This window comes from Glaciimonas sp. OK215 (assembly GCF_057787885.1).
In genome coordinates this window covers 2307664-2332000 of record NZ_CM173544.1, presented here as the reverse complement: position 1 = coordinate 2332000, position 24337 = coordinate 2307664, and the positions used below count along the sequence as shown (strand labels likewise).

Genomic DNA, 24337 nt, shown 5'->3' with positions numbered 1-24337 from the left:
GAAACGGACAAACAGCGTATCGAGCTGTCCGATGTTCGATACGCTTTGCCTAGCAGGCAATCAGAAGGGCAGCACTGCCTTGACCTTGAATTCATTGCCTTGTGCACGATTGACCACTGAAAATTCTTTTTGCCACTTCGCAGTGATGAACCAGCCCTTGCCGTTGTCATACTTGATTGATGGCCCGAATGCAACAGCCCGGCCACGGTTGCCAATGTCGACGCCGTTGAGTTGATCGTCGCTTACCTGTTTGTAGACATACCCGCCCACACCCGCCACCCAGCCATTGCCGAAGCCCCAGCCGATCGCATAGTCGGCGTGGATCTCATGGCCGGATTTATAATTGGTGTCCTTGTTGCGTGCATTGACGTCAACCATCAGCTTCATATCCGCATTGATCCCGGACGGCTGTACATAAGTGATGGCGACCAGCGGTTCGACGGTCCAATAGTTGCGACCCAGGTTGACCAGATTATTCTTATCGTAGGAACCGGTTGGTGCAATGACGTCAAGCCCAAGTACGTAATGCAATTTGTCCGACACGTGGTAACCCAGCCCGGTGCCGAAGAACATGTCACCCAAACCAGTCTTATTCTGGCTGTGCCCGTTGACGGTCGCGTCGATGTTCAGGAGCGGGGCAATCGCATGGAACACCAGTTGTCCGCCCAGGATCTGCTGATTGGTGACCCACACTACGCGGGGTGCAAGCGCCGTCACTTGCAAGTTAAAGTCCACGGGCAGCCGGTTGCCATCTGCGCCGCGCAATTGATCTGCGTGATAAGTCGACCCGAAGCCAAGGAAATGCACACCCGGGGGCGGCAGAGCACCGAGCATATAATTTTCATTCCCGTTCGGATACGCCCCGCCGCCGCCTTCTGTGGCGAAGGCGAACTGCGTTACCGTTATCGCACCGACAACCAAAACCATCTGCCTGATCTGTACTCTCTTCTTCATCTTTCATCTCCTGTTTTTTATCATGTTGAAACACGTTGACAATCAATGTTCTTGCGCAGGCGCAGCCAAGCCTTCCTGACGATCGGCTTGATTCCATGCTGGTAGGGTTATTGCACGTATATCCAGGAGACGAGTTGCGCCTGAGTCGGGGCGTCCGGCTGCCAGGCTTTCAGGACGCGTGCGTGCGGTTAGGGCTCTTTGATGCGAAGTCGGCGTTGCACCGGGAAAAACCTGACATCGAACTTTCTTTGTATGAAGCCCCACAATCCTTCCTTGAACAGCAACGTAATAACGATCGCCAGCAGCCCAAGTCCGACCAGATACCAGGTGCCGTAGTCGGATAAGAATTTGTTGAGCGCCCAGAAAATCACAGCGCCGAGAATTGGTCCTTCGATCGTGCCCAGTCCACCGATCATTACTATAAAAATCGAGAATGCGGTCCAGTTCACGGAGAAAGCGGCATCCGGCGAAATCCGCAAATTGCCGAGGAAATACAAAGCACCAGCGAGACCCGCGCCGAACGCGGCGACGATGTATACCGCGAGCTTGGTCGACTTGACGTCAATGCCTTGCGATTCGGAAGCCGTTTCCGAATCGCGGATTGCCAGCAAGGCCAACCCTTGTTTGCTGCGCAAAAACCAATACGTCAGCCCTATCGTCGCCACCACGGCAGCCAGCGTCATCCAGAAGGTCACCGATTCACGCGTTGCTTTTTCAACGTCCTGCAATCCCGTCAGGCTCGTGCCGGAACCACCGCCAATGGCGGAAACATTTGCAAACGAGAGCCGGAATACTTCTGCAATCACCCAGGTACCGATCGCGAAATAGCCGCCCTGCAAACGAAACGCAAGCCTGGATACCGGGACCGCAATGAGCGCAGTCAGGGCGGCCGCAAGCGGCACCGCAACGAACGGATTGACGCCCGCCTTATTTCCCAGGATGACCAGCATATAGCCGCCAAATCCAAGAAATGCCTGTTGGCCAATCGAGACCATGCCACCGTAACCGGCGAGCAGGTTCCACATGCTCGCAAAAATGAAATAGCACGCAATCTGCGTGAATTCACGCATCCAGCTTGGGTCCGCCCACCACGGCATGGAGCATGCGACCCCAACCAGAAATACAGCAAAGCCTGCGCCAAGCTGACTGGCGCGCGTCTTTCGTTGAACCAAGAAATCGAATGTGTTCATAGCACTGCCTTGTCGTTATGTATTGTTACCGTGCTTGATTTCATCAGCGTGTCTTGGGAAATAGCCCTTGCGGTCGAAAAACCAGCATCAGCAAAAATACGATATGGCCGAACCAGATTCCCCATCCCGGATCGATGCGAAAGCCGATACCCTGCGTAGCGCCCAGGATAAGGCCTCCGGCAAAGGTTCCCCAGAACGAGCCCATGCCGCCGATAATCACGGACTCGAACGCGTACAGCAATAATGCCGGACCGTCTGTCGGTGAAAAGGTCGTCCGCATGCCTTGCAAAGTGCCCGCGATGGCAATCAACACAAAGGCGATAGCAGTAGCCAGCGCATACACATGCTTCGAATCCAGTCCCATCAGTTGCGCAATGTCCTTATCGTCCGAAGTAGCGCGAAACGCACGGCCGATGGCGGTCTTGTCAAACAGCCATTGCATGCCGAATGCAATAGCGATCGCCATCACAAAAATCACGAGCGGCAATACGCCAATTACCAAACCGCCGGCAAGCTGAATACTTTCGGTACTGAGCCCACCGGTCTGAATGGCGCGAGGATCGGAGGTGAACATCTCTGTGAGCACGTTTTGAATGACGATAGAAAGGCCGAACGTCACGACCAGCGAGGGCAACGGATCTTTTCCCAATGCTCCGTTCAAAACAAAGCGTTGCAATCCGTAACCAAATGCGAACGCACACGGCAATAGCAGCAACATGGCAAGCCAGGGTGTCGCAGAGCTGCCGACCCCAACAATCGACAGCAGCGCGAAAGCAGAAAATGCGCCCAAAATAAGGAAGTCGCCATGCGCCGTATTGGTGATGCGCATCACGCCGAACATCAGCGACTGGCCCATAGCGAACAATGCGTAGAGGCCGCCAAGCATGATGCCTTGCAAAAGAGTGTCTATCCAACTAATCATGTCGCATCCTTCTCGTGCTTAAATCCCGAAATACGCCTGTGACAGCTGATCGTGGGTGAGCCGATCCGAGTTACCGGTCAGCGCTATTTTCCCTTTTTGCATGCAGTACAAGCGGTTCGACACTTTCTTTGCCGTGCCGACATCCTGCTCCACCACAACGACGCTTAACCCACCGGCCGTAATCGAAGGCATCGCATCGTAGATTTCCTTGATCACGATTGGGGCCAATCCCAGCGAAATCTCGTCGCAGATGAGCAAGGTCGGATTGCTCATCAAGGCCCGGCCGATGGCAACCATTTGCTGCTGTCCGCCGGATAGCGCGGTGCCAGGGCTATTCCGACGCTCTTTCAGGATCGGGAACAGCTTGCACACCGCTTGCAGATTCCAGGGACCCGGCCGCCTGGCATAGCCGCCGATCAGCAAGTTTTCTTCCACCGATAAGCTGGGGAAAAGACGGCGTCCCTCCGGTACCATTGCAACGCCCTTTTTGAGAATTTTCCCCGGAGCCATTCCGCCGATCGATTCACCATTGAACTGCACAGCGTCTTTCGACGTCTTCAGCAAGCCGGTGAGCGTTTTCAAAAACGTCGATTTTCCCGCCCCGTTCGCACCGATGACGGCGATCGTTTCCCCGGCATGTATCTCGAAATCGACGCCGAAAAGCGCTTGAAAATCGCCATAGAATGCCGTCAGATCATGCGTTTCAAGAAGCGCACTCATACTTCCAGCCCCATATACACACGTTTGACGTCCGCATTGTTCATCACGGCAGCCGGCAGCCCTTGCGCCAGCGTCGCCCCAAAATTGATGACGAGCAGGCGATCGGCCACGGCCAGCAATGCATGCACTACATGCTCAATCCAGATCATGGTGATGCCTTGCGCCTTGATCGCCTTGATCTCGTCGACCAGCTGTTTCGCTTCATGCTCCGTCAAGCCTCCCGCAATCTCATCGAGCAGCAAGAGTTTCGGTTGGGTCGACAATGCGCGTGCAAGCTCCAGCCGTTTGCGGTCCAGCAAAGTCAGGCTGCCCGCCAATTGATTCGCTTTCTTCAATAGTCCGGTTTTTTCCAGGACTTCAACGCATACCGGATAAGCGTCTTTCTCAGCCAGTCCGCCCCCGAATGCCGCCGCCACCAAACAATTTTCAAAGACTGTCATGGCGCCGTAGGGTTGCGGAATCTGATACGACCGGCCGATCCCCAGGCAGCAGCGTTGATGCGCAGGCAGCACGGAAATATCCTGGCCGCCAAACGTCACGCGTCCGCTATCTGCACGTACGTCGCCGGAGATGAGATTGAATAAGGTCGTCTTGCCGGCACCATTCGGACCCAGGATGCCGAGCGTCTCGCCCTGCGCCACGGACAATGTAATGTTGTCGGTGACAGTCAGCGCGCCGTAGCGCTTGCTGACGCCATCGAGTGTAAGGAGTGTCTTCATGTTGTGAATATAGGACTTATGCAAACAGGAAAAATGCCGCAAATTCTGACGCCCTTGCAACAGCGCCGACTTCGATACGGTGCTGCGCATCTACAAGGGCGCAATAACATTGCGCCGAATGTGATCAACCGCCGCAGTCGGCGCAATACGCTGCGCTATTACGCCCGATTGCTGAGTAGCGCAGCGTATCGAAGGCGCACCTGCCTCGGCGCCGACTTCGTATACCTACGCAATCAGCTTCATTTTCCCGTTCGTTGGAATCGTCGATGCCGCTTCATTGTTGACAATATGCAATTCGTACTTATGCTTCGTTCCTTTGACCCATTGACCCAGCACCAACGGCGTCTTGGAAACATTCTTGAACGGACCCTGGCCGCCCCACTTAACCGGGCCGACGATGGTATTGATGCTGGTCGCGGCAATGGCGTCACGAATGGCCGGCTTGCCGGCGTCTTTCGAGCGCTTCAATGCATCGACCGCCACTTCGAACAGCGCGTGGGAAAAGCCGATCGGCTGCGTCCACTGCTTCTTGGTTTGTTCTTCATATGCGCCGCACAATTCCTTGGCGGACATGCCGGTGAATGTCGACTTGAACGGATGCCATGGCGACCACCATACTTCTGTCGTCAGGCCATCGCCCAAATCTCCCAGCGCTTCAATGGCGCCGGGAAATAGCAACGCCTTGCCGAGCGTGATGACCTTCGGCTTGAATCCTTGCTGCTTCGCCTGCGTCAGAAATGTCTTGGCATCCGGCGGAATCATGACGCCAGTGACAATCTCGACGCCCTCCTTTTTGAAGGCTGCAATCTGGGCGGAGAAATCCTGGTTCATATTCTGGTAGCGGCCGGTGTCGGTCAACGAAAACCCCATCCTGGCGAGCGGTTTGGGAAAGCCCAGCTCCTTGTCACCCCACGCATTGCCGTCACCGTCGTTCGGGAACAGACCGCCAACCTTCTTGTTGGTCTGAACCGATTTCCAGCCACTGGAGAAATTCGCGATCACATCTTCCAGACCCCAGAACAGATGATAGGTCCACTTGAATCCCGTTTGCGGCTTGCCTCCCCGGCCAAAAAACCAGGGTTGCCACGGCACGACGGTCGAGATGCAAGGCACTTCATTCAATTCGCAGGCATCCGATACCGGATTCACGGTTTCCGGTGTCGACGACACCAGCATCAAGTCGATTTTTTCCTTCAGGATCAAGTCATTGGCTACTTCACCCGCACGATTCGGCGAGGATTGACTATCTTTCAGGATTATTCTGACGGGTAATTTCTTGCCGGCGATCTCGATACCGCCTTTGAATTTTTCCTGCAAACTGGCGATCACCCATTTATCGGCTTCGCCGAATGCTGCCAACGGGCCGGTTTGCGGCGATACGAAGCCGATCCTGATTTCTTTTGATTGCGCGAAAGCCGGCATTGCGCCCAGCGCAGTCATTGCTGCGGCTGCACCTGCACTTTTCAGCACCGTGCGGCGATGTTGATTAAATTTATTTTTCACGTCTCGCTCCAATTGATTTTGGTTTTGGTGCTTTTTACACCTTTTTATTTGGTCAAATTGCTTGCTGCCTGTTCTATGCTGCCGGACGTCTCCCGTAATAGGCGTTCTCCAACAAAGCCCGAATTGCCGTCTTCTCAATCGGTCGGGGATTCCAGTACGCGTTCTGGGTGGCGATATCGGCGCAGCGATCCAGTTCTTCCGCCGCCATGCCGATGTCCTTCAGTGCCGTTGGCACTCCCAATAAGGTCGCCAGGTCATACATGCCCTGCGCCGCGTCGGATGTGCCGAGGGCCTTTGCAATACGCTGCATCGCAGCGGGTGCCGCTGATGTGTTATAAGCAAGCACATGCGGCAGCACGACGGTGTGGGTTTCCGCGTGCGGCAGGTTGTAGCTGCCGCCCAGCGTATGGCACAGCTTGTGATGCAATGCCATGCCGACGCTCCCCAGCACCGCACCGCACAGCCACGCCCCATACAGGCAATCGCCGCGCGCATCGATATCCGCAGGATTCGCGATGACCTTCGGCAATCCCTGCGCCAGCGCGCGAATACCCTCTTCGGCAAAGAGCGACATGATCGGATTGGCGTCCTGCGCGTAGAGTCCTTCTGCAGCGTGTGCCATTGCGTTGATGCCACTGGCGACCGACAAGCTCTTGGGAAGGCTGATGGTCAACTCTGGATCGTAAATCACCGTTTTGGGCAACACGCGGAAGTCGCGGCCTGTTTTTTTCAGGCCGGCTTCGGTAATGCCGTAAATCGGCGTCATTTCGCTGCCAGCATACGTCGTGGGAATCGCGAGAATCGGCAGGGAAGACTCCAATGCAATCGCCTTGCCCAAGCCGGTGGTCGAACCGCCGCCGATGGCAATCGCACAATCCGCATGCAATTGCTGCGCGACTTCCCGTGCTGCCCTGGCGGTTTCGATCGGCACATGCATCACTGCACCGTCGAAGATACCGGCACAACGCGCGCCGATGATGTTGGCCACGCGCTCCGCATCGGCACGCTGCCCCGGTGTGCAAAGTATCAGGGCACGCTGCGCCCCCAGCAGATCGATTTCGCGCACCAAGTGTTGCAGACTGCCGGCGCCAAACACGACGCGCGGGATGTGGCCGCTGAAAACAAATTCCCGTAGAAACGATGTCATACCTGCTCCTGGTTGCCCTTACCTATTTATCGTGGATAGTACGGCGCCAAGTTGGCGTCGACATTGACCCATACCGACTTCGCTTGCGTGTATTCGCGCATCACCTCGAAACCCATCTCGCGTCCGTAGCCGGACTGCCCTACCCCGCCGAAGGGAGAACCGGGATGCACCCGTTTGTAGCAGTTGACCCAGACCATGCCGGATTTCATGTCACGGGCGATCTTGTGCGCGCGCTGTAAATTGTTGGTCCATAAACCGCCACCGAGACCGTATTCGGTACCATTTGCGATCGCCAGCGCTTCCTCGTCGGTCTCGAACGTCGAGACGGTGACAAATGGGCCGAACACCTCTTCCTGACTGACACGGTCAGTTGGCTTTGCGCGCACAATGGTCGGTTCGATGTAGCAGCCGTTTGCGAGATCCTGATTGGTAGGCGCCTTACCCCCCAGCAGAATCTCGCCACCTTCCGAACGTGCAACATCGCAGTAAGACAGCACGCGATCGCGCTGCTGCAAAGAGGTCAGCGGCCCCATCTCGGTATTGATATCGAGCGGATTGCCAAGCTTGATGGATGCAGCCAGCTTGGCAAATTTCTCAATGAATTCATCCTCAATGGATTTGTGCAGAACCAGCCGCGAACCGGCAATGCACGCTTGCCCCTGGTTATGGAAAATCGCGAAGGCCGAACCATTGACAGCTGCGGTGAGGTTGGCATCGCCGAACACGATGTTCGCGCCCTTGCCGCCGAGCTCAAGTTGGACTTTTTTCAAGTTGCCAGCCGATGCCTGCACGATGCGACGACCGGTTGCGGTGGAGCCGGTGAAAGCAATTTTCGAAATATCCTCATGCTCGGCGATATATTGGCCTGCGATGTGGCCCAAGCCCGGCACGATATTCACCACGCCGTCAGGGAAGCCGACTTCGGCCATCAATTCCGCGATACGCAAGGTGGACAATGGCGTCAATTCCGCTGGCTTCATCACGATGCAGTTGCCGGCTGCCAGTGCCGGTGCCATTTTCCAGCTGGTAAACATCAGTGGAAAATTCCATGGCACCACCTGGCCGACAACACCGATCGGCTCGCGCAGCATATAGTTCAAGAAGCCTTCCTCGACCGGAATCACGCTGCCTTCGAGCTTGTCGGCCATGCCGCCGAAATAGCGGAAGGTGATCGCGGTGCGCGGCACATCCAATCCTCTGGTATCTCGCAATGGATGCCCGGTATCGAGCGACTCCAAGCTGGCGAACTCGTCCGCGTTCGCTTCAATTGCGTCTGCGAGCTTCAACAGGAGACGGCCGCGATCCATCGCCGCCATGCGCGACCATTTCGGAAAAGCGGCTTTGGCAGCGGCCACGGCCTTGTCGATGTCGGCCTTGCCTGCCATCGCGACCTGTGCGATGACCGAATTGTCATGCGGATTGAGAGTGGCGAGTGTCGCGCCGTCTTCGGCGGGAACGAACCTGCCATCGATGAAAAGTTGGGTCTGCATTTGTACTCCGTACACGTTCCCGCTTTGAATGCGGAAGTTACGGATGGGCAACCACCCATCCATTTGTCATATTTAAGAATCAGCTTGCGCCGGCTTTAGAATGACACCGGATAGACAGGCGACTTGCCTTCCAGAATGTCGTGGACCACCTGCGGCGATCCGTTTTCCCAAACCAGCAGCATGGAGCGTTTCGGCGAGAAGCCCTGGTGCCGGCAATCCGCCGGCATCGCCGCCATGTCGCCGGCCTTCATGACCACACGGGCGCGTGGTTCGGCGGTCATCTTGTCGCCGCAATCCCAAGTGATCTCATCGCACATCTGGAAGAACCATTCAACCCGGTCGTTGCCATGAATGATGGGCAAGATGTACTCCTCGGTGGTCGGGCACATGTAGCTATGCTTGACGACTGAAGTAAATGAGGGATTCCAGACCACGTCGGAACGCGAAAGATACGCAAACAGGTTGAACGCGTGCACTTCATTTTCGAAGCCGGGTTCCGGATGCAGCTCTGGCGCATCTTGCGGCACATCGGCAAAGGCACGATTGATTGGATAGCCCGTATTATCCGTGCGCATCCCGAGGTCGTCTTTTAAACCCACGCAACGTTGCGCCAATTGCCGCACACGTCGTACTGCGGCATTATTATTGCCATTCTTCCGACCATATGGCATGCCGGTTTCCTGGGGCGCGGCATACGGATCAAAACCGGCATTGGTCCAGTCTTCCAGCATGTCGACGAAAGTCACACGCACCTGTTCCGTTGGAAAGTTCTGGAGCAGATCCACGTTCGCTTTTTTGTAATTCGCATTGTAGGTTCCCGCGAATACATCGACCGTCTTGTAGTGATTCGTGGTGCCAAAGACGTTGTCGAAATTCACCCACCCATAAAAAAATCCCCAGCCCACATCGCGCATCAGCGCACGCAGAAAATTGCCGACATCCAGGGTATGGGAGGCAGGCTTACCGTCCAGGGTGATCCATTTTATGTGCGCAAAATATTCATCGCGTTCGAAGGTAAAGTCTCCCAATGTAAAGGCTTTATAGCCATATACCGGGTGCACGTCAGATGCCACTGTATTGAATTTAATCGGCGCATTCATTTCAGTTCCTCAAGGATTAGTCAACATCAGGCTGCCTGGCAGATATCGGCCCACTTCTCAACCGACAAATCGCCCTTGCAGGTTTGCAGGACAATCACAGCAGGCTCTGCAGCACGGAATTGGTACGCCACATTGGCTGGCAATAGCGCCTGATGGCCGCGTTTGATTTTCATCCATCCCATCGGCTGACCTGAAGGTGCGCCGGCAACCTGCACCGCCCCGTTTTTTTCCTTGTCCTGTACCTGCTGGACCGGATCGAGCTTGACCAGATAGATATCGACTTCCTTATCCATGCACAAAGCGAACTCGTCATGTGCGCAGGTATACCAAGGCGAAACTCCTTCGGCACGAAGCGTTTCAAGCACATAGATCTGGTTGATTCCGAAAACAATTTTTTCGTAGGGCTTGGATTTTCCCGCGATCTCGAAACAATTCGAAAATGCGTAATTCCTGGCGTTGTCATTGATGACTTGCACGCCACCCTTCTCATAGCTCTCCAGTGAGCCGAATTTAGTCGTGTACTGCGTCATGATGCCTCCATTATTTCTTCTAAGAGCCTTTAGGTATCCATACTGGATAACTTGCAGTCTAGGCAAATTGAGGTGGGTTGGGTAGCATGAGAAACGCAACCAGATTGTTTGCGATTTCAGAACAATCGTAAGGATGAGAGGCGCGTCACTCCACAAGAGAGCGCGGCATCAGACCTTGTTCTATCAATGCCGCATCCCATGGCTGTTCGCTGGAAAACTTAGCCAGCAGACTTTCAATGAACAACTTGAGTTTGGCCCCGCCGCGATGCGTGCGAGGATAGACGACCGAGAGCCAGAACGAAGATAGCTGCCAATCGGGGAGAATAAGTTTGAGACTGCCGCTCAGTATCGGCGCTGCGGCTACCAGCGTCGGTATGCAGACGATGCCGGCGTGCTCGCAGGCGTATTCTTCCAGCAAATGCACGCTGTTGCTTAACAACACGGGTTTTAGGTCGAGAACCACCTTCTCATTGGCGCCGTGAAACACCCATCGGTCGCGCGTTGGATAGCCGGAATATAACCCGAGGCGATGCTCATACAGGTCGCGCGGATGCTGCGGCGTGCCATGGTGTTTCAGGTAGCCGGGTGATGCACAAAATATGCGGCGCACCGGGAACAGCGGACGCCCGATCAGCTCCTCGGATGTGGGGTTAAAGATCTGCAGCGCACAATCCACTCCAGCCTTGATAGGGTCAACCACGGCGTCGTTCACAAACAGTTCAAGAACAATACCCGGATATTTTTCCTGAAACTCACGCAGATGTGAGGCCAGATGACCGAGAACAAAACCCGGCAGCGCATGTACCTTCAACCGGCCGACAAGAGACCCCTTCAGTTCGCGCATCTGATCGACCAGTTCGTCAGTCCTGTTCACCAGGTCGGCGCAATCGCGCAGGTAGGCCTGGCCGACTTCCGAGAGTTGCACACTACGGGTACTGCGGTGAAACAAGGGTGCACCGACATATTCTTCCAACTGCTGGATGCGCGTGGTAATCACAGACTTTGAGACCCGCATCTGGCGCGCCGCTTCCGCAAAGCTTTGCGTCTCTGCAACAGCGACAAAAGCCTCTATTGAAAGAAATCGGTCCATGGATTTACCATATCAGGCAGCGCTTTTTGCAGGATTCAGTACGAAATCAAAATCCAGTGTGAGGAACGGTACATCGAGGCGCGTGCCATCCGGGGAGGTACCAGCTTCGTGTCGTATCCAGTCGCCAATCAGAGAAGAGCGCACCCCAAAGACGGCGTCGGAATCGAGATATTTGTCACCGTTGCGGAATACATGGGTGATTAGTGTCTCATAGCCCTCCGCCTTGATCATGAAGTGCAAATGCGCCGGCCGCCACGGATGGCGTCCGAGCGCTGCAAGCATGCGTCCGACCGGGCCATCGTGTGGAATCGGATACGCTTCTGCACCGATGGTACGAAAATGAAATTCACCGTGGGGACCGCTGTGGAGGGTTCCCCTGCCGCGATGACTATCCAGATCCGCATATTGCACGTCGTACAAGCCGTCTGCATCCGCCTGCCAGACTTCCATCGAAGCGTTTTGCACGGGTTTTCCATCGATATCGCGCACGACGCCACGTACGAAACACGGCTCACCCTTGGCACCATTGGCGACATCGTCACCCAGCGCATATTGCGGCGAGCCTTCTACATGGAAAGGGCCGAAGACGGTAGATTCGGTGCAACCTTCCGGTTTCCGGTTGTTAAGGGCTGTCACCAGCATCGACAGCCCCAGCGTGTCGGACAGCAGGATGAATTCCTGGCGCTTGTCCGAACACATAAGTCCGGTATCGGTCAGGAACCGGATGCCGTCAAACCACTCCGCTTCGGTCAGTTTTACTTCGCGCGCAAAGGAATGCAGGTGCTGCACCAGGGAGGTCATGATTTCTCGTAGCCGCACATCCGGCATGGCGGCGTGGCGCGCCAGGACCGCTTCGGTGATGTTGTCTTCGTTTAAGTTGCGCATCGTCTCTTGCTCCTTTCTTGCTTTTTTAACTTGATGTCATCCGGGCTGCCAAATCTGCCAAATGACAGGAAAGAAGATCGTCACAAAGTATGCGTCATCCAAAATAAAAGGGATAACGGAAAATTTACCATTCTGTGATCGATTTTTTCGAATGTTGAGATTCGGCTCGGAAGCCCTGCCGATCGTTGATGCCATCGACCTTCGCGGCGCGCTTCTCCCCAGCCGGCAAAGACTTGCACCGGACGCAGGTGGACGGGCGTTAGACGCCTCGCATCGGTTACTGTGAGGGAACCGTCGATTTCGCTGCGTGGATGCGGGCCAATTGTTCGAATTCCCGGGACGGGATCGGCCTGCTGAAGTGGAAGCCCTGCATTTCATCGCATTCGTTGTCGCGCAGAAATGCAAGCTGCTGTTCGGTTTCCACCCCTTCGGCGATGACTTTGAGATTCAGTTTGTGCCCCAATGAAATGACGGCCATGGCGATGGCCTTGTCATCTTGATCTTGCGGGATGTCGCGTATGAAGGACTGGTCAATCTTCAGTCGCCCCACCGGAAAGTGCTTCAGCGCGCTCAGGCTGGAGTAACCGGTGCCGAAATCGTCAATCGAGATCTGGACCCCCATCGCCTTCAATTGCTGCATTGTCAGAATAGCTTGCCCGACATCCTGCATGATCACGCTTTCGGTCAGTTCCAGTTCAAGATAGCGGGCTTCCAACCCGCTGTTCTGCAACGCCTTCGCCACACGGTTGATCAAGTCCTTTTCCTTGAATTGGCGCGCGGACACGTTGACCGATATGCGGATGAACGGCATGCCCGCATCCTGCCATGCCTTATTTTGCTTGCAGGCGGTGCACAACACCCAATCGCCGATTGGCACAATCAAGCCGGTTTCCTCCGCCTGCGGAATGAACCTGGCAGGCGAAATCATTCCCAGTTCCGGATGCTGCCAGCGGATCAGTGCCTCTGCTCCGATGATGCGGCCCGACCGCAGATCGACTTGCGGCTGGTACAGCAACAGGAATTCGTTGCGGGCGATGGCACGCAGCAAACCTTCCTGCATCCAGTTTCTTTCCTGAATCTTGGTATTCATTTCGCTCGCATAGAACTGGCAACTATTGCGCCCCAGTTCCTTGGCGCGGTACATGGCCATGTCGGCATGCGTCAGCAGGGTTTCGGCATCCTGTCCATCGTGCGGGAAAATACTGACGCCAATACTGCACGTCACGCTGTGCTCTTTGCCCAACAGGGTCACGGGCTGTGCGATGCGCTCGACGATGCGTTGCATGACCGACTGTGGATCGCAGTCCTCCGAATCAGGGTACAGGAGGATCACGAATTCATCGCCGCCAAGGCGTGCCACGGTATCAGACGTCCGCATGCACGCGCGCAGGCGCTCGGCAATTTCCTGCAACAACGTGTCGCCCGCATCGTGCCCCAGGCTGTCATTGATGAACTTGAAGCGATCGAGATCGACGAAGGCCACAACCATCTGTCGCTGCTGGCGCTCGGCAACGGCGATGGCCTGCACGATACGGTCCATAAACAGCACGCGCGTCGGCAGTTTTGTCAGGACGTCGTAGTTCGCGCGATGATGCAACTGCTCTTCCAGTTGCTTGGTCTCGGTAATGTCGTTCAGGACCACGACGAAGTGGGTGGTGGTCGCCGCATTATCGCGGACACCGGCGACATAGCACTCGGTCCAGAACAACGTCCCGTCTTTGCGGTAATTGCGCAGTACGGCATGTCCTTCGCCATCGTGCTGCATGACGTCCAGAATGACCTGGATGCCTGGCTGATCCTGATCTTCACCTAGCAGGAATCGAATATTTCTACCCGCTACTTCGGCCGCCGTATAGCCGGTCATGCGTTGAAAGGCAGGATTGACATACTCGATCGGGTTGTCGGGCAGGCTGTTGTCAGTGAGGAATATGGCGTTGATTGAAGCTTCGATTGCCTGGTGTTTGAGGCGCAGCGCCTGCTCGACCAATTTGCGCTCGATGATGTGTTCCAGCAAGGCTTCATTGGCCGTTTTGAGTTCCAGCGTGCGCGCGCGCACCTCATCCTCCAGCCGGTCCATTTGCGACTCGGCCTGCTGCGTCATTTCCCACTTCATCGTCAGCGTATTGGCCAGCTGAAAAACCTCGACATTATCGAATGGCTTCTTGAGGATCAGCAGCCGGTCGCACACCTCAAGTTGCGCCAATATCTCCTCCCAGGAGTAATCGGAATAGGCCGTGCAGATCACAATCTGCAGCCGGGGGTCTGCCTGCCACAGACGTTTGACGGTCTCGACGCCATCCCATCCGGGCGGCATGCGCATGTCGACAAACGCCATGGCGTAGGGCAGACCGGTTTGCAGCGACGCGCTCACCTTCGCCACTCCCTCCTGCCCTTGATAGGCCGAATCCAGTTCGAAATTGGCGGCGGAGGCCGGTGCAGCCGTACCGAAAAGGGCCGCCTCGACGTCATTCAGTTCGGAGCCGGAAGTCGTACCGGCCAGGATCTTGCGGAAATCCTGATGGATGGTGAGCAGATCGTCTATCAGCAAGATGCGTCGGTTCTGCGGCCGGGTCATTGGAGTTCCTCTTCTTTTATTTTGATCGGGAGTTCGAGCATGAAGGTCGCGCCTTTGCCGGATCCCTCGCTATGCACCGTCAAGCTGCCGCCCATCTCACGGGCCGCCAGCACGCAGCTGTGCAGGCCGAAACCGTGGCCATCTTTGCGCGTCGTGAATCCATGCGCAAAGATACGTGTCAGGTTTTCGGATGGAATACCCTCGCCGTTGTCCGCGATCTGAATCTGTATCGCTTTTCCTTGCGCCGTGTGCAGGCGCAATGTGATCTGGCGTTGCCGGTCAGACACGTCATTCATCGCATGCTTGGCGTTACTGATGAGGTTGATCAGTATCTGCAGCACCCGATGCTTGTCCAGCAGCAGCAGAGGCACGTCGGCAAACTCCTTCACCACCGTCACCTGATGACGCGCGAGTGAAGCGGCGCTAATGCGCACAGCATCCTCAACCAGATCGCCTATCCGAAACTGCTCGAAGACGCAGGATCCTCCCGCATATGATTGCTGGGTGGCAACGATGTCCTTGATGTGGTCAACGCTCTTGGTAAGATGCGCAAGCTCTTCGATGATGCTCTGTTGCTCTGCGGCCACTACCTTTGCCAGCTTGTTCAGGTAGTCCGGCAGCATCCTTCCTTTCTGGTCTGTGGTGAAAAAATCGCCCAGGTCCTCGGCGTGTTCGTTCATCAACTGGGCCACCTTGCCCAGCCCCAGCGCTTTGGAGGCATGCACCTGGCTGCTGACCAGTCCGGCCGACACGTTCACGCTGTTGAGCACATTGCCGACGTTATGCAGCACGTTGGTGGCGATTTCGGCCATACCGGCCTGACGGGCCGTTGTGACCAGTTCGGCCTGCACCTCTTTCAGTTCGTGCGTGCGCTGTTTCACCCTTTGCTCCAGATGATCGTTGGCATGCTGAAGTTCCGCGTTGACCCGGTTGATCACAGCGTGACTGCGGATCAGGCGGGCAGCCGCATACAAGAGCAGGCCGATCAGTGCCGCCGCAAAAATCAACAGGTACTGGCGATATTTCTGCGCCTGCTCGGCGGTCCGTCGCTGTTCGCTGTTGAGGATATTGTTGATAGCGTCGATGCGCGCTGCCGTCGGCGCGACCGAGATACTGCTCAGGAGGCCGTTAACCACGTTGTGCTCGCGCAAGACGGTACGGACATGCGCGACGAAAATGCCCACCGTGTCGCCAATGCCGGTCGGCAGATTCCTCGTCTGGGCGACAAGACGGCCCAGTTCCAGCGCGATGTCGACGGCCTTGTCGTCCGACGCTGCCTGGTCGTACTCCAGACTTGCCAGTAGCACCTTGTTCACGCCCGCCGCCACGCTTTTCAGCGCGCTCTGATCTTGTCGCTTGCCTTGGTTCGCCAGATTCTGGACGTCTTCGGCAGCGGTAGGAAGAAACGCCAGGGAATTGCGCAGCACCGCATTGTGGGACTTGAAATGTTCGATCAGGCCGGCCTTTTTCCGGAGCGCGCTCTCGAACGCCTTGATGCCGTTTGCCAGGGCACGGGCGTTGCCGCCTTTCTGGCTGGACCCGACCGCATCCAGTTGCTGCTGCAACTTGTTCAGGTCGAGCAAGGGGTCGACCAAAGGGTCGTAAGTCTTGTTGATGCCGATTTTGGACTTCATCGCATCCAATTCCCAGCGCGCATCCAGTTGCTTGATCTGACGCAACAACGCGACGTTCTCGAAGTAATTGGAAGGATCGTAGTCCCGCGTCTTGTCGTACAGAAACACCAGGGCAGAGACGAGCAGCACGCCCAGCGCGGTCATGGGGAGCCAGGCCAGTCGCTTCGGCAGGATGAACGCTGCTTTCCTCACGGCGCGCCAGTCAGCGTGTTGAGGAATTTGACGATGGACACCTTGTCCTCCCTGGATCCGACACGACCGAGTTGATACCTGAACATGATGTCAACGGCATTTTCGAGCGTCTTGGCCGAACCATCGTGGAAGTAGGGGGCGGTAAGTGCGACGTTGCGCAGACTTGGCACCTTGAAGACGTGCTTGTCGTTTTCATCCCCGGTGACGAGGTAGCGTCCCAGATCGGCGTTCGTCGGGTTGCCGCGTTTCGCGAAATAGTCGTCCATGACGCCAAACTTCTGGAACATGTTGCCACCGACGTTCACGCCTTGGTGACAGGCGACGCAGCCATACTGCTTGAACTTCGCATAGCCCGCTTTTTCTGCGTCGGAGATCGCATTCGGATCGCCGCGCAGATACCTGTCGAAGCGTGAATTGGGCGTGATCAGCGTACGCTCGAAGGTCGCGATCGCGTTCTGGATGTTCGGTTTCGTGACCCCATCCCGATAGGCGGCAGCAAAGGCACGCTTGTACCTGACGTCCTGAGCGACTTTGGCGACGACGTCGGCCCACTTCGATCCCATCTCGACGGGACTCTGGATCACGAAGTCGATTTGCGCTTCCAGTGAATCGGCGCGACCGTTCCAGAATTGCTTGAAATTCAGCGCGGCATTAAATACGGTCGGTGCGTTGACATCGGTCAGTTGGCCGTTGAAGCCGACCGCATGGGCCCGGCCATCGACTCCGCCTTTCCCAAGGTCATGACAGCTTGCGCAGGACATACGATTATTGGCGGAGAGACGACCATCGCTAAACAGCTGACGGCCGATGTCGGCCCGGGCCGGATCTTGATTCAGCGAGGTGGGGATAGGTTTGATCGGCTCATCGAGAGGGACTGCAAACGCCGGGGATGAGCCTCCCAGCATAAATACCAGAGCAACTTTCAGTTGAGCGGACGGCATCCACCCTCCTTTACCTTTATTGCCAGCCTCATGAGAGTTGCACCTTTGCTGCGTCGCGACACGGTCAATGCCCTGTTGTCCTAACAGGATGTTAGCAAAACAAGTATTGCATTGGGGAAATATACTACATGAGAATGGGCAGTAAATGCACATTGTGTTGAGGATTTGTTGGCGCTGACGCAACTCTGACCCAGAGCATCGTGAACAGGTCACCGTTTTCCTCTGCACCCAGGCGGAAGGTTGGTTGCGCGTATACCTGCTTGCATTTACCGGTAATTTGGGCATGAGCACCTCCCCCTGAACAAGTAAAAAAGTATCGGTTATCGTGCAGTTTCGCAGTTGTGCGGTATGGGACGAGCATCTAGACTGAGTCGCGCTAACAATGTCAATGCGATTGCCGAATGAGACTGCGCATCCGCGCGCAAAACCTGATGCGCCGAGTAGCCGGCATTGCAATGACTCTTTCGTGATCTGCAGGAGTTGAACCTAATGACGTATTTGGGAATTGATCTGGGCACATCCGAGGTGAAGGTCACGCTGGCCGACCAGAACCAGCGCATTCTGGCGACGGGGAGCGTCAAGCTAAGCCTGTCGAATCCGCAGCAGCATTGGTTTGAGCAAAACCCGGAAGATTGGTGGCAGGCGACGCTGCAGGCCATCGAACAGGTGCGCGCGTCCGCAGGCAGTGCATTTTCCGCTTTGCGGGGTATCGGCTTGTCGGGCCAGATGCATGGCGCAACGCTGCTGGATGCCCGGCACCGTGTGCTGCGCCCGGCGATTTTATGGAACGACACCCGCGCCCATGCCGAGTGTGCCGAACTGGAAGCGCTGGTGCCGGACAGCCGTGCCATTACCGGCAACCTGGCGATGCCGGGCTTTACCGCGCCGAAGCTGCTATGGCTGCAGAAGCATGAAGCGGCTCTCTGCGAACGGCTGGACAAGGTGCTGCTGCCGAAGGATTACCTCGCGTTCCGTTTGACCGGCGAGTTCGTCTCCGACATGTCGGATGCCGCTGGCACGTTATGGCTGGATGTGGCAAAGCGCGACTGGTCCGATCGCATGCTGGCCGCCACCGGCCTCAATCGCGGCCATATGCCGCGGCTGATAGAGGGCAATCAGGCTGGCGGACAGTTGCGCAGCAGTTTGTGCCGCGAGTGGGGCCTGCAGCAGCCGGTGATGGTCGCCGGCGGCGCCGGCGACAATGCCGCCACCGCAATCGGGATCGGGGCAATTGCCGCCGGCAATGCGTTCCTGTCGCTGGGGACCTCTGGCGTATTGTTTGTCTGCAACGACCGCTTTATGCCGAACCCGGAACAGGCGGTGCATGCGTTTTGCCATTGCCTGCCGCAGCGCTGGCACCAGATGAGCGTGATTTTGTCGGCAGCGTCGAGCCTTGCATGGGCCGCGCGCGTGACCCAGACGCAGGAAGCCGGTGAGCTGGCGCAACTCGCCGAGACTGTCGACCCGGACCAGGCCCCCATCTTCCTGCCCTACCTGAGCGGCGAGCGCACCCCGCACAATAATGCGCAGGCGGCAGGCGTTTTCTTCGGCTTGCGCGGCAGCACCGATCGCGCCGCCCTGGCGTATAGCGTCATGGAAGCGGTCGCTTTCGCAATGGCGGATGGCTATGAAGCATTGCGTTCGACCGGCAGCGTCATTGCACAGGCCTCCTTCGTCGGCGGCGGTTCGCGCAGCCGCTATTGGGCTGAATTGATTGCGTCGGCCACCGGCATCACCTTGCTGCGCCACAAGGATGGCGATTTCGGCGCTGCTTACGGTGCGGCACGGCTGGCCAGGCTTGCCGTCACGGGGGAATCTGTTGAAAGCGTTTGCAGCATGCCGCCGGTCGCCGAAGAAATCCCGCCGACGCCCGCATTGTGCGCAATCTTGCCGGAGCGGCTTGCGCGTTACCGGCGTTTGTACACGACGCTCAAGTCCGAATTTGCGATGCAGTAGTTGTGTTCTGCGGCATTCTGAACAAATTAACCACGGATTCCTGCGACGCGCCTAGAATGGTAAAAAGCAAACCCATCACAGGAGATGCCATGCGACCATTCTTCCGCCCCGCCCTGCTGCTGGCTTTGCTTGCCTCCTTCGCGACTAGCCAGTCGGCCTGCGCCGACATCACCCTCGGGGCCTCGATACAGGAAACCGGCCCGTCGGCCAACACCGGCCGCTATTACGGCGATGCTTATCAATTCGCAGTGGACAAGATCAATGCCGCAGGCGGCGTCAGCGTCGGCGGCAAGAAGGAAAAACTGGTACTCAAGCTCTACGACAACCAGTCGGACATCAACTTGTCGGTACGCCAGTATGTGCAATTGCTGAGCCAGGATAAGGTCAACTTCCTGCTCGGTCCGTTTGACAGCAGCTTTGTGCTGGCGGATTCGGCGATTGCCGAGAAGTATCAGGTGCCTATGGTCCAGGGCGGCGGCGCGTCCAACCAGATTTTCAGCCGCGGCTTCAAGTATGTGTTCGGCACTTTGCCTGCGGCCAGCGACTATTTCGGCAGCACCCTGCAATTCATGGCGCAGCTCAAGCCGCAACCCACGAAAGTGGCGTTGCTGTACGCCGATGATGCCTTCGATACCTCGGTGGCGCAAGGCACCATGCCGAAGATCAAGGCTGCCGCGCTGGAGCTGGTGATGAATCAGAAATACGCCAGCAACAGCGCAGATTTCGGCTCTGTCATCGCCGAGCTCAAGTCGAGCGGCGTGCAAGCGGTGCTGGTGGCCGGGCATGAAACCGAAATCCTGAATTTCATTCGCCAGGCCAAGAGCCTGAACTTCGATGCGCTGATGTATTCCTTCACCGTCGGCGTACCCAGCGCCGACTTCCGCCACGCGCTCGACAAGGACGCCAACTACGCCTTCGGCATGACGCCCTGGCTGCCTTCGCCCGCGTTGAAGGACCGGTGGTTCGGCGATGCCGCCGAGTTTGCCCGGGCCTACAAGGCCAAATTCGGTTATGACCCGGACTATCACGTCGCCAGCGCCGCAGCCGACGTCGAGACCTATGTACATGCGATCGAGGCCGCGAATTCGCTGAATCCGCAACAGGTACGCGACGCGCTCGGCAAGACCGGTTTCGACAGCCTGTATGGCCCGATCCGTTTCGCCGCCAGCGGTCAGATCAGCCTGCCGCAAACCGTGATTCAGATACAGGATGGGAACGTTGTGGCAGTGTTCAGCGACAAGCGGCTGGCCGCATCTAAATACCCAATGCCGGGTTGGGAAAAGCGTTAAACCGGAGAGTTGGTGACTGCCATAAAGTAAGATCATTAACAGGTTCTTACCACCACGGATCGAACCCAAGACACGCCAGCCGCCCATGCAACTTCTCCTCCAGGTCCTGCTCAACGGCTTACTGCACGGCGGACTGTACGCGCTGATGGCGCTCGGCCTGGCGCTGGTGTGGGGCGTCCTGAATATCGTCAACCTGGCGCACGGCGCGTTCATCATGTTAGGCGGCTATGCCTGCTGGACGCTGTTCAACTATCTGCACCTTGATCCGTTTCTCGCCCTGGTTCCCGCTGCCGGGTTACTGTTCGTGCTGGGTTACGGCGTGCAGCGCCTGATCCTTAACGCCGTCGTGCGCGGACCGATGTTCAACACGCTGTTGCTTACTTTCGGGCTGGAGGTGATCTTCACTTACCTGGTGCAGCTGGTGTTCAGCGCCGATTTCCGTACCATCAATCCGTCGTATTCGGGCGCGAGCATCAGCCGTTTCGGCCTGACCTTGCCGCTGGTGAATCTGGCGGTGTTCTCTCTGGCGCTGGTCCTGACCGTAGGCATGTGGCTGTTTCTGTTGCACAGCCGGATGGGGCGCTCGATTCGCGCGACGGCACAGAACCTGACCGCCGCACGGCTGTACGGCGTGGAACCGCGCCACCTGTACGCGATGACCTTCGGCCTGGGCACGGCGCTGGCCGGGGTCGCGGGCGGACTGTACGGCCAGGTGTCCCAACTCAATCCGTATATCGGCGCAACGCTGACCGCAAAATGCTTCGCGATTTCCATCATCGGCGGGCTGGACTCGCCGCTGGGAGTCATTCTCGGCGGCTTGATTCTGGGCATGGTGGAGGCATTGACGGCGCTGTATATCGGCCCGACCTTTGTGGACGCGGTGAGCTTCGGCATTCTGGTGCTGGTACTGATTGTGCGGCCCACCGGCTTGCTCGGGCGCACGACATGAAGCGCGCGCTGCTATGCGGCATGTTGGCGACTGCAGGCGCGGGCCTGGCGGCGCTGCCCTGGTGGGGCTCGGACGTGCTGATGCAATTCGGCATCAACGCCCTGCTGCTTGCGGCGCTGGCGCAGAGCTGGAACATCATCGGCGGCTACACCGGCTACGCCTCGTTCGGCAACTCGGTATTCTTCGGTCTGGGCGCCTACGGCGTGGCCGTGGCAATGGTCCAGTTTCACTGGCCGTTCGCAGCCGGCATGCTGCTGGGTGGCGGGCTGGCGGTGCTATTTGCGCTGCTGCTGGGGGTGCCGGTGTTGCGGCTCAAGGGACATTACTTCGCCATCGCCACGCTCGGTATTTCGCAGGTGATGGGCGCGCTGGTGGCCAATCTGCCGCTGGCCGGCAGCAACATCGGATTGGTGTTTCCTCTGATTAACAACAACCTGCTGTTCTATGAACTGTCGTTCGGGCTGGTGCTAGCCGTCACTCTGGTGGTCTGGTGGATTGCCCATAGCCGCTTTGGCTACGGACTGATCGCGATCCGCGAAAATGAGGAGGGCGCCGCGGCTATGGGGGTAGACACCACACGCTACAAGGTCACGGCGTATGCGCTGTCGGCGCTGTTCGCGGCGCTGGCGGGCGGCATCCACGCGTACTGGATCACGTTCCTCGACCCCAGCGGTGCGTTCGACCTGACCCTGAACGTGAAAATGATCATCATGGCCGTGTTTGGCGGGCCGGGGACGGTACTCGGACCGGTGGTCGGTGCGTTGCTGCTGTCGGCCATCTCCGAAGTGCTGTCGGCGCAGGTCACCAGCGCTGCGGCGCTGTTCTTCGGCGTGGTCATCGTGGCGGCGGTGATGTTCATGCCGCGCGGTCTGGCTGACGTTCTGCGCCAGTGGCCGCAACGCGGCTGGCGCCATTTTAGCGAAAACATGCGCAGGAACCGGCTGTGAACAGCAACGCCTCCCCCACCCTTCACGCCGCTGCCGGCGCATCGTCTGCCGCCCCGATTTTGCAGGTGCAGGCGCTGACCAAGCGCTTTGCCGGACTGCTGGCGGTCAACGCCGTCAGCTTCACCCTGCGGCACGGCGAAATCCTCGGACTGATCGGTCCCAACGGTGCGGGTAAGACCACCTTGGTCAGCCTGATCGCCGGCGCGCTGGAGCCGAGCGGCGGCGACATATTCCTGGACGGTTTGTCAGTGCTGCGCACCCCGGCGTTTCGGCGTGCGCAAAGCGGCATTGCCCGTACCTTTCAGGTCATGCGGCCATTTCCGGGTCTGACGGTGTTGGAGAATGTGGCGCTGGGCGCGCTATTCGGCAGCGGCCGCCAGCGCCAGTTGCCGCTGGCGCGCAAGCAGGCATTCGACTGCCTGGAGCGGGTCGGCCTGGCGCACCGGGCCACGGCGCTGGCGGATAGCCTGAGCAGCGCGGACCGGAAGCGGCTGGAACTGGCAAAAGCACTGGCAATGCAGCCACGGCTATTGCTGCTGGACGAGGTCATGGCCGGGTTGAATCTGGTAGAAGTCGAGGAAGTGATCGGCGTGATCCGGCAATTGCGCGCCGACGGCATCAGCATTCTGGTGATTGAGCATGTAATCAAGGCCATTCAACAACTGTCGGACCGACTGATAGTGCTGCATCAGGGCGAAATAATCGCCGACGGCCTCCCCGGCCAGGTGCTCGCCAGCCCGGCGGTGATCGAGGCGTATCTCGGAAAGCGCAGAACGTGAATGAGATCCTGCTAGATGTCTCGGAACTGGTCGCCGGCTATGGCGAGGCGCCGGTGCTGCACGCGGTGTCGCTGCAGGTCCGCACGGCCGAAATCGTGGCGCTGGTGGGCAGTAACGGCGCCGGCAAAACGACCCTGCTACGCACCCTGTCGGGCCTGATCGCAGCCAGTTCCGGGCAGGTCAGCTTCGCCGGCGCGGACATTACCCGGGGCCGTGCCGACGCGATCTTTCGGCGCGGCCTGGTACAACTGCCCGAGGGCCGCCAACTGTTCGACCGCATGACGGTAGAAGACAATCTGCTGATGGGGGCGCAGCAGCGTTCCGACCGCTCTGCCGTGCGGGCCGATCTGGAACGCATGTATACCCTGCTGCCCCGCATGGCCGAGCGGCGCCGCCAGATCGCCGGCAGCATGTCCGGCGGCGAGCAGCAGATATGCGCAATGGCGCGCGCGCTGATGGCGGCCCCGAAGTTGCTGATGGTGGACGAGATGAGCCTGGGCCTGGCGCCGGTGGTGGTACAACAGCTGATGGACACCCTGCTGCAGATACGCGCCATGGGCGTCACCGTGCTACTGGTCGAGCAGGATATCCATCTGGCGCTGGAACATGCCGACCGCGGCTATGTGATGGAAACCGGGCACATCGTCTTGAGCGGCCCGGCCCGGGACTTGCTGGACAATCAGGATGTGCAAAAGGCATATCTGGGCGTGTGACCTATTCCACCGCGCATCCCCGAACACTGTCACCACCGGGTTATAAAGAGAGCACAATATCCCTATTCGGCGACTGAGTCGGGTGCGACTAACAGGAAATGGCAGGAGGCGC

The 24337-nt window shown here is 57.6% G+C and carries 21 protein-coding genes; 6 read left to right on the top strand and 15 right to left on the bottom strand.

Annotated features, from left to right (window positions below):
* Positions 1-60 precede the first annotated feature (60 nt).
* The 15 genes from AC3CHX_RS10465 to AC3CHX_RS10395 all read right to left on the bottom strand — a co-directional run bounded on the left by AC3CHX_RS10465 (position 61) and on the right by AC3CHX_RS10395 (position 17592).
* A complete protein-coding gene (locus AC3CHX_RS10465) occupies positions 61-954 on the bottom strand; it encodes a SphA family protein (RefSeq protein WP_488643951.1) in 894 nt (297 codons plus the stop codon).
* Positions 955-1142: 188 nt separating this feature from the next.
* A complete protein-coding gene (locus tag AC3CHX_RS10460; protein ID WP_488643950.1) occupies positions 1143-2144 on the bottom strand; it encodes a branched-chain amino acid ABC transporter permease in 1002 nt (333 codons plus the stop codon).
* A gap of 43 nt (positions 2145-2187) precedes the next feature.
* Positions 2188-3066, bottom strand: coding sequence for a branched-chain amino acid ABC transporter permease (locus tag AC3CHX_RS10455; protein ID WP_488643949.1), 879 nt, complete (start codon positions 3064-3066; stop codon positions 2188-2190).
* Between the two features lie 18 nt (positions 3067-3084).
* Entirely contained in the window at positions 3085-3786 is a 702-nt protein-coding gene (locus tag AC3CHX_RS10450; RefSeq protein ID WP_488643948.1) for an ABC transporter ATP-binding protein, read from the bottom strand.
* On the bottom strand, positions 3783-4505 hold the full coding sequence (locus AC3CHX_RS10445; RefSeq protein ID WP_488643947.1) for an ABC transporter ATP-binding protein: 723 nt from the start codon (positions 4503-4505) through the stop codon (positions 3783-3785). Before AC3CHX_RS10445 ends, AC3CHX_RS10450 begins: the two co-directional genes overlap by 4 nt.
* A 225-nt stretch (positions 4506-4730) precedes the next feature.
* Positions 4731-6008 carry an ABC transporter substrate-binding protein gene (locus tag AC3CHX_RS10440; protein ID WP_488643946.1) on the bottom strand — a complete coding sequence of 426 codons (1278 nt, stop codon included), beginning with the start codon at positions 6006-6008 and terminating at the stop codon, positions 4731-4733.
* Positions 6009-6081: 73 nt separating this feature from the next.
* On the bottom strand, positions 6082-7155 hold the full coding sequence (locus tag AC3CHX_RS10435) for a maleylacetate reductase (RefSeq protein WP_488643945.1): 1074 nt from the start codon (positions 7153-7155) through the stop codon (positions 6082-6084).
* Between the two features lie 26 nt (positions 7156-7181).
* On the bottom strand, positions 7182-8645 hold the full coding sequence (locus tag AC3CHX_RS10430) for an aldehyde dehydrogenase family protein (protein WP_488643944.1): 1464 nt from the start codon (positions 8643-8645) through the stop codon (positions 7182-7184).
* 95 nt (positions 8646-8740) lie between these two features.
* On the bottom strand, positions 8741-9745 hold the full coding sequence (locus tag AC3CHX_RS10425; RefSeq protein WP_488643943.1) for a hydroxyquinol 1,2-dioxygenase: 1005 nt from the start codon (positions 9743-9745) through the stop codon (positions 8741-8743).
* 26 nt (positions 9746-9771) lie between these two features.
* Positions 9772-10275, bottom strand: coding sequence for a cupin domain-containing protein (locus AC3CHX_RS10420; protein WP_488643942.1), 504 nt, complete (start codon positions 10273-10275; stop codon positions 9772-9774).
* A 145-nt stretch (positions 10276-10420) separates the two neighbouring features.
* Positions 10421-11365 carry a LysR family transcriptional regulator gene (locus tag AC3CHX_RS10415; protein WP_488643941.1) on the bottom strand — a complete coding sequence of 315 codons (945 nt, stop codon included), beginning with the start codon at positions 11363-11365 and terminating at the stop codon, positions 10421-10423.
* 12 nt (positions 11366-11377) lie between these two features.
* Entirely contained in the window at positions 11378-12250 is an 873-nt protein-coding gene (locus AC3CHX_RS10410; protein ID WP_488643940.1) for an intradiol ring-cleavage dioxygenase, read from the bottom strand.
* Positions 12251-12527: 277 nt separating this feature from the next.
* Complete coding sequence (locus AC3CHX_RS10405; RefSeq protein WP_488643939.1) at positions 12528-14825, bottom strand: two-component system response regulator; 2298 nt, start codon at positions 14823-14825, stop codon at positions 12528-12530.
* Positions 14822-16651: a DAHL domain-containing protein gene (locus tag AC3CHX_RS10400; RefSeq protein ID WP_488643938.1), complete on the bottom strand. Its 1830-nt coding sequence runs from the start codon at positions 16649-16651 to the stop codon at positions 14822-14824. Before AC3CHX_RS10400 ends, AC3CHX_RS10405 begins: the two co-directional genes overlap by 4 nt.
* On the bottom strand, positions 16648-17592 hold the full coding sequence (locus tag AC3CHX_RS10395; protein ID WP_488643937.1) for a cytochrome-c peroxidase: 945 nt from the start codon (positions 17590-17592) through the stop codon (positions 16648-16650). Before AC3CHX_RS10395 ends, AC3CHX_RS10400 begins: the two co-directional genes overlap by 4 nt.
* Positions 17593-18081: 489 nt before the next feature.
* On the opposite strand from AC3CHX_RS10395, the gene xylB reads away from it, so the two are divergent.
* From xylB to AC3CHX_RS10365, 6 genes are all read left to right on the top strand, one after another.
* The gene (gene xylB / locus AC3CHX_RS10390) at positions 18082-19548 is read left to right on the top strand and encodes a xylulokinase (RefSeq protein WP_488643936.1); all 1467 of its coding nucleotides are present in this window, start codon (positions 18082-18084) and stop codon (positions 19546-19548) included.
* Positions 19549-19637: 89 nt separating this feature from the next.
* Positions 19638-20837 carry an amino acid ABC transporter substrate-binding protein gene (locus AC3CHX_RS10385; protein WP_488643935.1) on the top strand — a complete coding sequence of 400 codons (1200 nt, stop codon included), beginning with the start codon at positions 19638-19640 and terminating at the stop codon, positions 20835-20837.
* Between the two features lie 85 nt (positions 20838-20922).
* Positions 20923-21786 (top strand): branched-chain amino acid ABC transporter permease, encoded by an 864-nt coding sequence (locus AC3CHX_RS10380; RefSeq protein WP_488643934.1) that lies wholly within the window; start codon positions 20923-20925, stop codon positions 21784-21786.
* Positions 21783-22733 (top strand): branched-chain amino acid ABC transporter permease, encoded by a 951-nt coding sequence (locus AC3CHX_RS10375; protein WP_488643933.1) that lies wholly within the window; start codon positions 21783-21785, stop codon positions 22731-22733. Before AC3CHX_RS10380 ends, AC3CHX_RS10375 begins: the two co-directional genes overlap by 4 nt.
* Positions 22730-23512 (top strand): ABC transporter ATP-binding protein, encoded by a 783-nt coding sequence (locus AC3CHX_RS10370; protein ID WP_488643932.1) that lies wholly within the window; start codon positions 22730-22732, stop codon positions 23510-23512. Before AC3CHX_RS10375 ends, AC3CHX_RS10370 begins: the two co-directional genes overlap by 4 nt.
* A complete protein-coding gene (locus AC3CHX_RS10365; protein WP_488643931.1) occupies positions 23509-24225 on the top strand; it encodes an ABC transporter ATP-binding protein in 717 nt (238 codons plus the stop codon). Before AC3CHX_RS10370 ends, AC3CHX_RS10365 begins: the two co-directional genes overlap by 4 nt.
* Positions 24226-24337: the final 112 nt, after the last annotated feature.

What these genes read in the sequence shown, in the direction of transcription:
- AC3CHX_RS10465 (WP_488643951.1), bottom strand. Translation starts at nt 954, where the DNA reads ATGAAGAAGAGAGTACAGATCAGGCAGATGGTTTTGGTTGTCGGTGCG.
- AC3CHX_RS10460 (WP_488643950.1), bottom strand. Translation starts at nt 2,144, where the DNA reads ATGAACACATTCGATTTCTTGGTTCAACGAAAGACGCGCGCCAGTCAG.
- AC3CHX_RS10455 (WP_488643949.1), bottom strand. Translation starts at nt 3,066, where the DNA reads ATGATTAGTTGGATAGACACTCTTTTGCAAGGCATCATGCTTGGCGGC.
- AC3CHX_RS10450 (WP_488643948.1), bottom strand. Translation starts at nt 3,786, where the DNA reads ATGAGTGCGCTTCTTGAAACGCATGATCTGACGGCATTCTATGGCGAT.
- AC3CHX_RS10445 (WP_488643947.1), bottom strand. Translation starts at nt 4,505, where the DNA reads ATGAAGACACTCCTTACACTCGATGGCGTCAGCAAGCGCTACGGCGCG.
- AC3CHX_RS10435 (WP_488643945.1), bottom strand. Translation starts at nt 7,155, where the DNA reads ATGACATCGTTTCTACGGGAATTTGTTTTCAGCGGCCACATCCCGCGC.
- AC3CHX_RS10430 (WP_488643944.1), bottom strand. Translation starts at nt 8,645, where the DNA reads ATGCAGACCCAACTTTTCATCGATGGCAGGTTCGTTCCCGCCGAAGAC.
- AC3CHX_RS10425 (WP_488643943.1), bottom strand. Translation starts at nt 9,745, where the DNA reads ATGAATGCGCCGATTAAATTCAATACAGTGGCATCTGACGTGCACCCG.
- AC3CHX_RS10420 (WP_488643942.1), bottom strand. Translation starts at nt 10,275, where the DNA reads ATGACGCAGTACACGACTAAATTCGGCTCACTGGAGAGCTATGAGAAG.
- AC3CHX_RS10415 (WP_488643941.1), bottom strand. Translation starts at nt 11,365, where the DNA reads ATGGACCGATTTCTTTCAATAGAGGCTTTTGTCGCTGTTGCAGAGACG.
- AC3CHX_RS10410 (WP_488643940.1), bottom strand. Translation starts at nt 12,250, where the DNA reads ATGCGCAACTTAAACGAAGACAACATCACCGAAGCGGTCCTGGCGCGC.
- AC3CHX_RS10405 (WP_488643939.1), bottom strand. Translation starts at nt 14,825, where the DNA reads ATGACCCGGCCGCAGAACCGACGCATCTTGCTGATAGACGATCTGCTC.
- AC3CHX_RS10395 (WP_488643937.1), bottom strand. Translation starts at nt 17,592, where the DNA reads ATGCCGTCCGCTCAACTGAAAGTTGCTCTGGTATTTATGCTGGGAGGC.
- xylB (WP_488643936.1), top strand. Translation starts at nt 18,082, where the DNA reads ATGACGTATTTGGGAATTGATCTGGGCACATCCGAGGTGAAGGTCACG.
- AC3CHX_RS10385 (WP_488643935.1), top strand. Translation starts at nt 19,638, where the DNA reads ATGCGACCATTCTTCCGCCCCGCCCTGCTGCTGGCTTTGCTTGCCTCC.
- AC3CHX_RS10380 (WP_488643934.1), top strand. Translation starts at nt 20,923, where the DNA reads ATGCAACTTCTCCTCCAGGTCCTGCTCAACGGCTTACTGCACGGCGGA.
- AC3CHX_RS10375 (WP_488643933.1), top strand. Translation starts at nt 21,783, where the DNA reads ATGAAGCGCGCGCTGCTATGCGGCATGTTGGCGACTGCAGGCGCGGGC.